Annotated in this window: 11 protein-coding genes; 6 read left to right on the plus strand and 5 right to left on the minus strand. The window is 53.6% G+C overall.

Annotated elements, in window-relative coordinates:
• The first annotated feature begins 43 nt into the window (after positions 1-43).
• From RHJ31_RS05930 to RHJ31_RS05945, 4 genes are read left to right on the plus strand one after another with little or no spacing between them, the layout of a single operon-like run.
• On the plus strand, positions 44-1,480 hold the full coding sequence (locus RHJ31_RS05930; protein ID WP_302677710.1) for a cache domain-containing protein: 1,437 nt from the start codon (positions 44-46) through the stop codon (positions 1,478-1,480).
• Positions 1,477-2,010, plus strand: a complete 534-nt coding sequence (locus RHJ31_RS05935; RefSeq protein ID WP_302677711.1) for a GIY-YIG nuclease family protein — start codon at positions 1,477-1,479, stop codon at positions 2,008-2,010. The genes RHJ31_RS05930 and RHJ31_RS05935 overlap by 4 nt, the downstream gene beginning before the upstream one ends.
• The gene (locus RHJ31_RS05940; protein WP_302677712.1) at positions 2,007-2,888 is read left to right on the plus strand and encodes a 3'(2'),5'-bisphosphate nucleotidase CysQ; all 882 of its coding nucleotides are present in this window, start codon (positions 2,007-2,009) and stop codon (positions 2,886-2,888) included. Before RHJ31_RS05935 ends, RHJ31_RS05940 begins: the two co-directional genes overlap by 4 nt.
• 53 nt (positions 2,889-2,941) lie before the next feature.
• Entirely contained in the window at positions 2,942-4,510 is a 1,569-nt protein-coding gene (locus tag RHJ31_RS05945; RefSeq protein WP_302677713.1) for a serine protease, read from the plus strand.
• Here RHJ31_RS05945 and RHJ31_RS05950 read toward each other — a convergent pair.
• The 5 genes from RHJ31_RS05950 to rseP form a co-directional block, all read right to left on the minus strand.
• Positions 4,507-5,820 carry a hypothetical protein gene (locus RHJ31_RS05950; RefSeq protein WP_302677714.1) on the minus strand — a complete coding sequence of 438 codons (1,314 nt, stop codon included), beginning with the start codon at positions 5,818-5,820 and terminating at the stop codon, positions 4,507-4,509. The two genes, RHJ31_RS05945 and RHJ31_RS05950, sit on opposite strands and share 4 nt — an antisense overlap.
• Before the next feature lie 62 nt (positions 5,821-5,882).
• Entirely contained in the window at positions 5,883-6,641 is a 759-nt protein-coding gene (gene gloB / locus RHJ31_RS05955) for a hydroxyacylglutathione hydrolase (protein ID WP_302677797.1), read from the minus strand.
• Positions 6,638-7,267: a Uma2 family endonuclease gene (locus RHJ31_RS05960; protein ID WP_302677715.1), complete on the minus strand. Its 630-nt coding sequence runs from the start codon at positions 7,265-7,267 to the stop codon at positions 6,638-6,640. The genes gloB and RHJ31_RS05960 overlap by 4 nt, the downstream gene beginning before the upstream one ends.
• 10 nt (positions 7,268-7,277) lie before the next feature.
• A complete protein-coding gene (gene nth, locus RHJ31_RS05965; protein ID WP_149819035.1) occupies positions 7,278-7,946 on the minus strand; it encodes an endonuclease III in 669 nt (222 codons plus the stop codon).
• Between the two features lie 8 nt (positions 7,947-7,954).
• Positions 7,955-9,061, minus strand: coding sequence for an RIP metalloprotease RseP (rseP, locus tag RHJ31_RS05970; protein WP_302677716.1), 1,107 nt, complete (start codon positions 9,059-9,061; stop codon positions 7,955-7,957).
• A 235-nt stretch (positions 9,062-9,296) separates the two neighbouring features.
• On the opposite strand from rseP, the gene accD reads away from it, so the two are divergent.
• On the plus strand, positions 9,297-10,220 hold the full coding sequence (accD, locus tag RHJ31_RS05975; protein WP_206200021.1) for an acetyl-CoA carboxylase, carboxyltransferase subunit beta: 924 nt from the start codon (positions 9,297-9,299) through the stop codon (positions 10,218-10,220).
• Between the two features lie 119 nt (positions 10,221-10,339).
• Complete coding sequence (locus tag RHJ31_RS05980) at positions 10,340-12,199, plus strand: serine/threonine phosphatase (RefSeq protein WP_302677717.1); 1,860 nt, start codon at positions 10,340-10,342, stop codon at positions 12,197-12,199.
• The last annotated feature ends 68 nt before the right edge of the window (positions 12,200-12,267 follow it).

Consider the following 12,267-nt stretch of genomic DNA (forward strand, 5'->3'; position numbering starts at 1 on the left):
GTGGTGGTTTGATCAAGATTCCCATTCTAGCTTGAGTGGATCCATGCTTCGGTGGCGACAGGGTTGGTCAAGGCTTTTGTGGTCAATTTCGGGGCGGCTGCTGCTGGTGATGCTGCTGATTTCCCTATTACCGATGGGGATGGTGGTGCTCTACAACCAAACTGAAAGCGCTGAAATGATGAAGCGTTGGGAAATTGATGCCCTGCAACTGCTGGCGATCAGCAAAGCCCGTTCCCTTGATCAGCTGTTTCAGGATGCCCTCAATGATGCTCTCTTGGTAGCCAATGACAGTGACGTACAGTATTTCCTGAGGCGTGGGAGCCATAGTGCCATCGAGCAAGCGACGATGAATAACTTCCTCGAAGATGTCAAGAACCTGAACCCAGCCTATTATCAGGTGATTCTCCTCAACCGTGATGGCCAAGCGATCGCAGGGACACGGCGTACCCGTCTGGGGCTAGACTACAAGAACACCCCCCTCTGGCAGCAGTCGGCAACAGCAGACTACTTCATTTCTCGGGTCAAAATCAATAGCGCGATCACTGAGCGACCCCTGTTTGTTGTCTTCCAAACGATTATTGATAGCAATAATGAACGATTGGGAGCAGTTCTACTACCTCTACAAGCGACCGCAGTCAAAGACATCGTGACCTACCTAGTGCCCGATATTCACGGTGAATCTTTTCTCATTGATGATCACGGTCTGATTCTGAGCACCACAAATCCTTACCTGAATTTGCATAGCATTGAACCACTCCCCCCCGAGATTCGCGACCAATATTTTCTCTTGACATCACCTCAACCCATTCCCACAGTGGCAGATCGCAGCTACACCTTGCGCAATGTCTTTCTCAAGGCCAAATCAAAAGAGGTCGGTGCTCTCCTCGCCAGTCGTTCTTCCGGAGGCGATGCCGATTATATCTATGCCTATGCGCCCCTGACCCGTCATCAGGGCGTTGTTGTGGTCAGTGTACGGTTGAGCGAGTTTCTAGCGCCCTTAGAGCGGTTGGCGACCCAAGGTTTCCTCAGTCTTTTCTTTGTTGGTGTTGGGGTCATTCTCATTTCCCTGATTGTGGCTCGTTCGATTACTAAGCCGATTCGTGCCCTTGTCGGTGCTGCCCACGCCCTCAAGCATGACCAGTTTAACGAGTTTAATCCCAGAGTTCTCAGGCACTATGCTCAAGGGAGTGATGACATGGCAGAACTTGCCCAAGTCTTTTTGGACATGGCACAGGCGGTAGAGCAGCGCCAAGATCAACTGAAGGAGGAACTGAGTGAACTAAAAATCGAAATTGACCAAGAAAAGCGAAAGAAATCCGTTACCGAAATTACCAGCACCGACTACTTTCAAGAACTGCGCCAACGAGCACAACAACTGCGCCAACGTGCCCATACCCAATCTCCCACTCCTGCCACACATCCACAGATAGGGCATACTGAGGGTGAAGCACGCAAAGATGAGCCACCCCTGCCAACATGAGCTTTCCTGCGCCGACTTTGGCTGAATTGCCCTTCCATCCCTACATTGATGATGCAGGCCGGGTAGCACCGGAGCTTAAGGGGGCGATCGGTCTCTATGCCATTTTTGATGCCACTGGCAGCGTGCAATACATTGGCTATTCGCGGGATATGCGACTGAGTTTGCTGCAACACCTTGTGCGTTGTCCCCAGCAGTGTCGTGGCTATAAGGCGATCGCCATCGAACGTCCCGATCGCCCGTGGCTAGAAGCGGTAAAACAACAGTGGCTAGCGGAATTGGGGACCGTCCCCCTCGGCAATGATCGCGATCGCCCCCAGTGGGAAAATGCCATTGATGTCAGGGAGCAAATGACCGAGGCCGAACGCACTGCATGGGCAAGTGCCGATCCATTGACGCAACCGAAACTGCTAAAACAGGTGGCGCGGCGGGTTGAAGCAGCAATTCTGGAACAGCTAAAGCAGCGATCGCTACAGGAGCCGCTGGTCTTTAACGCCAAACTAAAGGAAAGTGGACGGCTGGACCTCAAATGATGACTTCTCCCCCCCTGACCTCTAGCCAAATCTGGCAAATCAATCAACTCCTGCGCCAAGCGGGGCAGCGGGCACGGCAACTGGCACAGCAACCCTTTGAGGTCATTGAAAAGGGACGCCAAGACTTCGCTACGAGTATTGATCGCTTTTTGGATCGGCTCTTGAGTCAAAAATTTCGCGCTTGGTTTCCTGAGGATGGCATCATCAGCGAAGAAAATGCTGACTCCCAAGCAGTCTTTCAAGAACCGAAAAGCCGCTACTGGCTGATTGATCCCCTCGATGGCACGGATGATCTGATTCACCATCGCCAAGGTTACGCCCTCATGGTGGGCCTGCTGGCGCACTACAGTCCAGTGGCGGGTTGGATCTATGCTCCCAATCTAGATCACCTCTACTATGGCGGTAAAGATTGGGGACTCTTTCAGATGAGCAGTGGTGGCCCCCCTGTCCCCCTATTACCGGTTTGCCCGCCTTCCCCTCGTGAAGACCATTGCCCGATCATGATTGGCTATCGCGACTACCGCACCTACGGCGATGCAATTCATCGGGTGTTGCCCCAAGTGGAATTTCGCTTTCTGGGCAGTTTTGGCCTCAAGGTGATTGAAGTGATTTTGGGACGGGCGGGACTCTACCTCTACTTAAATCAGCGGGTGAAGCTCTGGGACACCACCGCCCCCTTGGCTTTAGCAACGGCAGCAGGTTTGGTGTGCACCGACTTGCAGGGAAATCCCTTGCGCTTTGATGCTACGGGGTTACAGGGACAGACCCTTGCCCATCAGCAACCAATTCTCATTGGCTGGCCAGAGTATATCGCTGCCTTGCGATCGCCCTTGGTGGAGGCGATTACCGCCGTTCAACTGTCCCTTGGCTCTACCTAGCATCTCTGAGAAATAGGCTATCGTGGGGCTAGAGTCTGCTTGGAGGCATCCCGATGGGGCGCTGGCACAGTTGGTCATTGGTAGGAATGGCGATCGCCACCGTCCATATTGCTCAGCCTTTTCCGGCTCAAGGGGTGAGCGTTACAGAAGTTGCCCGCATTGCCAAAAATATCACTGTGCTCATTGAAGGTACCAACAGCCATGGCTCAGGTATCCTATTGCAGCGCAAGGGCAGTACCTACGTTATCCTCACCGCCTACCATGTGGTTGAAAAGGCCGGCCAGTACACGGTGAAAACGGTTGATGGTCAGCGCTATGCCATGCAACCCAACTCCATTCGTCGCTTGCCCGGTGTTGATCTGGCCACGCTGGAAATTGAAAGCAACCGCGATTACACCCTTGCCACACTGGGAAACTCCGTAGAGGCAGTGGAGGGCATGCCCGTTTTTGTGGCTGGTTTTCCTGCTCAGGAGGCCTCGGTTCTGGGGGGCATTTACCAATTTACCGAGGGGCGGTTGACGGCCAATGCCTCGCGTCCGATTCAAGATGGCTATGCCTTGGTCTATAGCAATCCCACCTTGCCGGGGATGAGTGGCGGCCCTGTCCTCGATGAAAATGGCCGTTTAATTGGGGTTCATGGCAGTGCCGATATTGCTTCTACCCTTGTGCAGGAGGGCAGTGGCTCCAGTACTGTCTTTGTGAAACGCGGCTTTAATCTCGGCATTCCCATCAATACCTACTTGAGTTTGACCACACCGTCGCGGGAAACCACGGCTCTGCCTGCCCCGACCCCCCTGAAGGCAGCGGACTATTTCCTCGCCGCTGAGGAGCACTTCCAACGCAAGAATTTTGCCGCCGCCATTGACAACTATAGCCAGGCGATCGCCCTTAATCCTAACTACAGTGAAGCCTATCTGGGACGGGCTGTGGCGCAAATGTTTGCCCTTGTGCCTCACCAAGACTTTAATCAGCTCGGTGAAGAACTGGGAACCAAGTACCTGAGTCGTCTGACCCAAGGCAACCCTATTCTCAAGGATGCCTTTCCCCCCCACCCGCCCACCCCCATGCTGGATACGTTTGTCCGCAATATGGCTGAACGCCCCGGCACGATTCAGCAGGACATTGCCAAGGCGATCGCCCTCAATCCCCAGTACACCGAAGCCTATGGCATCCGTAGCTTTTTGAATTTGCTCCTCGGCAACTTTGGTACTGCCGTTGCGGATAGCGATCGCGCCCTTGCCCTCAGTCCCAACAACAGCGATCTACAGATGATTCAATCCTTGGCGTTGTTTCTCAGTGGCGATTTTCGCCGCAGTATCCCCGTGTTTGATCGTCTCATTGCCGCCAATCCCAAGAGCACCGACTATCATTTGCTGCGGGGAATTGCGGCTTTTCTCATGGGAGACTATGCCCTCAGTCGCCCCAGTTGGACAGCCTTGACGCAACTTACCCCCAAAGATCCCATCCCCTTTGCGGTGCGGGGTGTAACGTATCTCCTTGAACAGAACCCCAAAGCGAGCCTACCGGATCTGCGCCAAGCCGCTGAACTCTATCGCCAACAGGGGAAGATGCAGTCCTACAACGAAATGATGGAGGCAATTCGTCAGATTGAGAACCGCTAGCGTTGCCACTGCTGCAAGAGCCAACGACCGAAACGAATCAGGTGTTCTTCAATCCAGAGAAACAGGCGATCGCACCACAGCAGGAGGCGTTCAAACCAGTGGAGTTCATAGCCAATCAGGGCAGCATCCACATCAAGAATTAACTGCTCTGGATTTGGAGGGACACTGGTGGCCGCAGTTTCCGAGGGTGGCGAATGGGCTAGGGAATCAGAGCGACTGCCTAGGCTAAGAAGGGTCTCCACGGGAGAAAAGACTGGCAAAGGATCCGTAGCCGCCAATAGCGGTGAATTTACGGCTGCCACCACTGGAGGTTGGAATCCCCCTAGCCAATAGGAGAGTTGACTCAGCCCGTCTGGGAAGGGCAGCTTGAAGGGGTTGAGATGACGTTCAATCCAAGCCAGAACTTGCGCCTGTTGGGCAGGGGTGAGGGTATAAAGAATCTCGTTATCGCTGCCGATGAGCACCATCTGCTGGGTTTCTAGAAGGGTGGCAATCCCCTGCACCCGCACTTGGGACAGCGTATTTTTGCGGCCGAAGGGAAGGCGCGATCGCAACCAATGGAAGACAGCGGCTAGGGGAGACACTGGGGGTAGGACTAAATCCCCTTCACTAGCACCTGTTAACTGAAGTTGCCCTAGAAAATTGCCCACCAAACAGGACGGTGGGTTAGAGCCTGCTTTGAGCGATCGCTGCTGCCAACCCCAGAGCCAGTGATGCCGTCGCCGATACCACTGCCGAAGGTGCTGATAGTACACTGCCAAGGCATAGGCAATGCGTTGCTCAATTTGCCGCTGTTCTGTGGCGGTGAAGATTTTCAAGGGACGAGCAGCCTCATCCACAAGCAATAGGGATTTTGCGGCGCGATCGCAGGCAAGGTAAAAGGGCTGCCGCTGTGCCAAAGGTGCATCCTGTGGTGGTAACGTCTTGGACTGGGGTTGAAACCAGCGTTGCACAGTAGCAATCCAGCGCTGCCACCAAGGAAGTGGACGGGCAATGGGGGCGATCGCCACCACCCAAGAGTCATCCTCCCCTTTCGTCAGGGAGAGGGCAGACATCACGGTTAGCAGTGCTTCATCGGCAGGGGGTGCCGCTGTGGGTTGCGCTAGGAGGCGTTGACGCATTCGAGAGACGCTGCCCATGAGTTGGGGGAGTCCCCGCTGCCAAACCTGTGCCAGAATGGCGCCAATCACCTGCAGCGTGCCACTGAGGCTGCTTTCAATTTGCCATAGTTGGCGTTGCCAGTGTTGCTGCCAACGGTGCCATTGCTGTTGCCAAAAGCTCAAGAAGCGACTCTGATAGGAAACTGCCATCGCAGCTTTGGGGGTAGAGGAATATAAAACTAGATTAGCGTTCTGAGGTGCTCAATAGGCACCTAGTATTGATCCCGTTTACCCCGCAACCGTGTAAAGGTTTGGAGGGGGGTGGTTGCCCCCACTGCTGCTTGAATGGTGTTGACTTCACAGCGTAAAAAAGGATTCGTTGCCTTTTCAACGCCAATCGTACTGGGAATCGTGCTTTTTCCTTGGGTGCGATCGCGACAGACTTGAGCATAGCGCTCTTGCAGGGCAGGATTATTGGCATCCACTGTCAGGGCAAAGCTGAGGTTCTTTTGGGTATATTCGTGGGCGCACCAGACCCGCGTTTGCTCCGGCAATTGCCGCAGTTGATTCAAAGACTCCAACATCTGTGCCGGTGTCCCCTCAAAAAGACGACCACAGCCACCGCCAAAGAGGGTATCACCGCAAAACAGATCGCCCGTTACTGGCCCATAGTAGGCAATGTGACCGCGGGTATGGCCGGGAACAAACAGCACCTCAAAAGCATGTTCGCCAAAGGGCACGCGATCGCCGGCACTAAGAAAAACCGTTTGCTCTGGAATGCGGCCTTGATCTTCGCGGCTGCCATAGACTTCGATATTGGGGAAGCGCGATCGCAGGGCACGATTGGCCCCCACATGATCCCAGTGGTGGTGGGTATTGAAGATTGCCGTCAGTGTTGCTCCCAATTCCGCTAATTTGGCAAGAACAGGTTCTGGCTCTGCCGGATCCACCACTGCCGCTGTCCCCGTTTGCGGATCATGGAGCAAAAAAATGTAGTTATCTGTAAGGGCATTGAGGCGATAAATCATCATGACCGTTGTTCCTGTACCCAGCGTCGCCAATTTTTCTCTGCCTCTACCTCATCCATTTTGGCCTCTGCCAAGAAGCGATAAAGGCATTCCTTGGGCACCCATGGAAACAAAGGGGAGCGATCGCACCCTTGATAGCATCCGTCCCACAACTGGAAAATTTGCCATTCCCGACCATTGTACCGCCATAGCTCCGGTACCCCTAAGGCTGCATACAGCTGGTTTTTATCGATATCGGTATGGGTCATGTCCACCTCAATCACTAAATCAGGCGGTGGATCAATGCTCAGATCAATGCTGCGGCCAGCCACCTGTGGTTGATGGTGGATGTAATAGGCATTATCTGGTTCTGCTCCTCGCTTCAGATCCGGTCGCCACAGGGTTGTTGAGCGCAGCGATCGCAGCCGCAGTCCTGTTTCCACCACCAGAATGCGCAAAAATAGACCCATTAGCTCACTGGCAAACTCATGCTCTTCAAGGGGCATCGTAATTTCAAGGGTTCCACAATCAAATATCAAGTGGGCAGCACGGGTTTGCGGCAGGGCATTAAGAATCTCTTGGTACTGCTGCCAAGTGAGGCCGTGGAGCGTGACACGCTGTTCGCCCGTAGTTGTGGTTAGGGTTTTCATGGCAAATCCCCTATGACTTTGGTATCAGCTTCCTACCTGTGGCACACAAATCAATGAGTTCACAGCCTTCGCACTGGGGTTGGCGCGCTTGGCAAACGGCGCGGCCATGGTAAATCAAGCGAATTGACCAGTTTTCCCAATCGGGCTGGGGAATCAGGCGCATTAAGTCCCGCTCAATTTTCACGGGATCCGTTTCTTGGGTCAGCCCCAACCGCCGACTCAGCCGCTTCACATGGGTATCCACCGTCACTCCCCCCAAAATGCCGTAGCCATGGGCAAGAACCACATTGGCTGTTTTGCGAGCTACCCCCGGCAGTGAAAGCAAATCTTCCATCACCTTGGGCACTTGACCCCCATAGACTTCGACAATGCGGCGACAGGCGCCTTGGATATGGCGGGCTTTATTGCGATAAAAACCAGTGGACTTGATGTACTGTTCTAGCTCAGCCAAATCAGCCATGGCAAAGTCCTCGGCATCACGATAGCGAGCAAACAGCGCCGGTGTGACTTGATTCACCCGCTCATCCGTACATTGGGCAGAGAGAATCGTGGCTACCAGCAGTTGCAGCGGATTGGCAAAGTTGAGGCTACAGGTGGCATCCGGATAGAGGCGTTTGAGGCGGGTGAGAATTTCCAATGCTCGCTGTTGCTTGGCCGCAAGACGACGGGTAATCGCCATAGAAGCCCTTAAAAGAGTTGCTGCACCCAGCCCAAGCCCGTGAGGTTCACGGTGTCCCGCACGATGAGGAACATCCCCAGTCCAAGGAGCAACACCAGCCCCGTTTGCATGACGCCCTCTTGAATGCGATTGGGTAAGGGACGACCCCGCAGCGCTTCCACCAGTAAAAAGAGCAGTTGACCGCCGTCAAGGGCTGGAAAGGGCAGAATATTAATAATTGCAAGGTTAATACTGATCAAGGCGGTAAAGGTAAAGAGCTGTTCAGCATTGGAGCGGGCAATATCCGCGCCCATCGCTACGATCGCCACCGGTCCAGAGACCTGTTGAGCCGCTTGATCAAAATGCTGGAAAAGTTCGCGAAACCCCTCTAGGGTCAGCACAATCACCCGCTGAAACTCCGCCGCAGCCGCCGTGACTAATTTAATCGGGTTTAAGGTGTGTTCACGGTGAATGTCGGCATGGGGGGCTAATTGAACGCCAATCCGGGCTTGACCATCCTCACTCACTTCTGGCGTGACGGTAATCTCTTGGATGTGCCCTTGACGTTGAATCGTCAGTGTCAGGGGTTGCTGCGGATGCTGCTGAATGGCTCGCATCAGGTTTGGTAAGCTATTGGCATCGGCACCCAAGGGTTGGCCATCCACCGCTAACACCAAGTCCCCCGGCTGAATGCCCGCTTTGGTGGCCACAAGGCTACTTTCCGGGACAAGCGCTGGAATGAGGACACCCTCATAGTAGGTGGCCTGACTAATCCCCATGACGCCCACTTGCACCAGCAGTAGCAAATAGGCAAAGACCAAGTTGGCAATCACCCCCGCGCTGATGACAATGGCGCGATCCAAAATCGGCCGGTTGCTCAGGAGATTGGGATCGTTGGCGGGAACGCTGCTATTGGGGTCATCGTCTGGGAATCCCACATAGCCCCCTAGGGGAATCAGGCGCAGGGCATACTCCGTATCCTTGCCTTGAAACTTCCAGAGGATGGGGCCAAAGCCAATAGAAAAGCGGTTGACATGAATGCCTTGGCTGCGGGCAGCGATAAAGTGCCCCCACTCATGGACAAAAATCAAGATTCCTAGGATGGCGATCGCCACCACGACTGCAACCATGGACATAGATTCAACCCAGTGCTACGCTGCGAATTGTTAACTCCCTTTTATTGTGACACCGAACTTCCCCTTGGATCGGTGATCTCGCCACAGCCCCTTGCATAATTTCTCAAACTTGTGCGATATATTGCAAAAATGCAACAAAGTGGGATGATAAGTAATTATTCTTAGTGGACGCTCCTGAGAGAGACCCATACAAACGTGCTATTTGAGACCTCAACGTTAAAGGGAATTTTCTACAATGTCTTTATTTGATTGGTTTGCAAATCGCCGTAAAGAAACCGCCTTGACCCCCATGCAGCCAGAGCGGGAGATCGCTGATGGTCTCTGGACAAAGTGCGAAGCCTGTGGCGTCATGATCTACAGCAAAGATCTGCATAGCCATCAACTGGTGTGCCCAGAGTGCGGCCATCACCATCGCGTCAGCAGTAGTGAGCGTATCCAACAACTGATTGACCCCCACACATGGCGCCCCCTCGATGAAAATTTAGTCAGTTGTGACCCCTTGCAATTCAAGGATCGCAAGCCCTATAGCGATCGCCTGCGGGAATATCAAGAGAAAACCGGTCTCAAGGATGCCGTGCAAACCGGCCTCGGCCAACTCGAGGGTCTGCCAGTTGCCTTGGGGGTGATGGACTTTGCCTTCATGGGCGGTAGCATGGGCAGCGTGGTCGGCGAGAAAATCACGCGCCTGATTGAACGGGCCACTTGGGAGCAGATTCCCCTTGTGATTGTCTGTGCCTCTGGCGGTGCCCGCATGCAAGAAGGGATGCTCAGCTTGGTGCAAATGGCTAAAACGGCTGCTGCCCTCGAACGGCATCGCAGTGCAGGTCTGCTTTATATCCCCGTCTTGACCCATCCCACTGCTGGGGGCGTGACGGCTAGCTTTGCCATGTTAGGGGATATTATTATTGCCGAGCCAAAAGCAACGATCGCCTTTGCGGGGCGGCGGGTTATTGAGCAAACGCTGCGGGAAAAACTTCCCGATGACTTCCAAACCGCCGAATTTGTCCAGAAATGCGGCTTTGTGGATGTGATTGTGCCGCGGACTCACCTGAAGTCAACTTTGGCACAGTTAATTCGTTTACATCAACCGGTGACGCGCCATGTTTCCTCAACCCTGTTGCCCAAATCATTTCCTGTGATGGCAATGGCTGAGGAATAACAGCAGCAACCCCCAGATCAAGGGCTGTCCTAGGGCGATCGCTATACAATAGGGGATACCGCTCCCACACCGCAAGGGGTGGTCGTCACTGTGCTGTCTTTGCTGGCTCACCTGCTCTAATGCCTACCGCTCAAACTGATCAAAACCTCAAACTTTGGTGGGGCGTTCTCTATCCTGCCTATACCGATCACCCCATTTTGGCTGTCTCCAACCGTAACTCTGAGGGCACTGTGTTTGAGCAGGACACCAATCCTCCCAATGCCGCCGCTTTTTTTGACCCACAGCACCGCTACCAACGCTGGGATCACCGTTACGCCTGTGATTTGCCCCAACTGGTGCAGGATCTACAGCCTGAGGAACCGACGCTCTTAGAAGCCCTCCGCGAAACGGCTCAGGATTGGGCACAGGGGTTAAACATTCTCGACCCCAGTGTGGTCATTTCCCATTTGCAAGCTCAATACCCTGACCTCAGTGCGGTGGCGATCGCCTACCTTGCCTTGCACCTTGTCTATCCCGAAACCATTCCAGCCATTCACGATGCGTGGCTAGATACCGTTTCCACAAGCAACTTACCGGCCAACTACTGCCACGGCATTATTCTCGACTACAATCACACAGCGCGCCCTCTGCAAGATGTCTGGCAAGACGACAACATTTCCGATGAGCAAATTTTCCAGTACCTAGAGGACATGATTGAGCTGTGGAAGACTCTAGAACCGTGGCACTGCCATTATTCCTTGCTCACAGTTAGGAATTTAGCCGTCAACCCTGACGATCAATTGCGGCTGCATCAACTGGACTTCACCTTGCCCTTAGTGAAAACCTTTGAGCGACCCACGCCACCCCCCAGCCTCGTTACTGTTTGGGAAGAGTTATTTCGCCATGCCTCTAGTCGTCGTCAAGCCGTTTTTATGCCGCTCTTGGTCTCCTTGAGCACGGCTCCTCTGGAGAAAATCTCAGAAATTCAGATGTTGCTCGACTCTCTCGCCTCCACCCTGCGCAGTGAACCCCTGCCAGACTTTGAGGAGGAGACAGGTGAAAGTACGGGTGACTTGATTAATGAACTGCCAGACATCACCCTCTCATCAGAATCACCAGAAGAGGACCATACCGCTATTGAGGATGCACCCACTGCCCTCTTACCGCGACAACTGGTTCAAGTGGATGTTGCTGCCCAGACAGACACCGGGCGCGATCGCCACCACAACGAGGATTTCTATCTCATCAATCATCGGCAGCAGGTGCGCATGACCCCCAACGGTCAACAACTAGAGGTTCAGGGGGTGTATGTTCTCTGTGACGGCATGGGCGGCCATGCCGAAGGAGAAGTCGCTAGCTCCTTAGCCACTAAAACTGTTCATGAATACTTCGAGCAGACTTGGCCGTGGCAGGGAGAACTGCCGAGTGCGGAGGAAGTACGCAACGCTATTTACCGTGCCAATGAAGTCATTTTTGCTACTAATGATCAAAAAGGGAAAACCGGCAGTGGTCGCATGGGGACAACGCTTGTCATGGCTCTACTGCATAACTACCACCTACGCCTTGGCCATGTCGGTGATAGTCGCATTTACCGCTTCACCAAACGCCAAGGACTGCAACAACTCACCATTGATCACGAAGTCGGTCAACGCCTGATTCAACAAGGGGTAGAGCCTGAAATTGCCTACGGTCGTCCCGATGCCTATCAACTCACCCAAGCCCTTGGCCCCCGCAGCAATGAAGCCATTGCCCCTGAGGTTATAGACTTGGACATCGAAGAAGACACCCTGATTCTGCTTTGCTCCGATGGCCTTTCCGATAACCGCTGCCTCGAAACCCACATTATTAGCCATTTGCTGCCAATGCTGGATTTTAGCCTCCCCCTCAATCAGTCGCTTCATAAACTCATTGATATTGGAAATCAAGTCAATGGCCACGATAACTTGACGGCGATCGCCCTCCGCTTCAAATTGCGCTCTGTTCTTAACGCCCTATTTTAGACAGTATCTCCAGCAGACACTTTACCAAGTGGTACATTGCCTTGATCGCACTTAAAATAGTCCCTGAG

The sequence above is a fragment of the Thermosynechococcus sp. JY1331 genome, assembly GCF_031583475.1.
Classification (GTDB): domain Bacteria; phylum Cyanobacteriota; class Cyanobacteriia; order Thermosynechococcales; family Thermosynechococcaceae; genus Thermosynechococcus.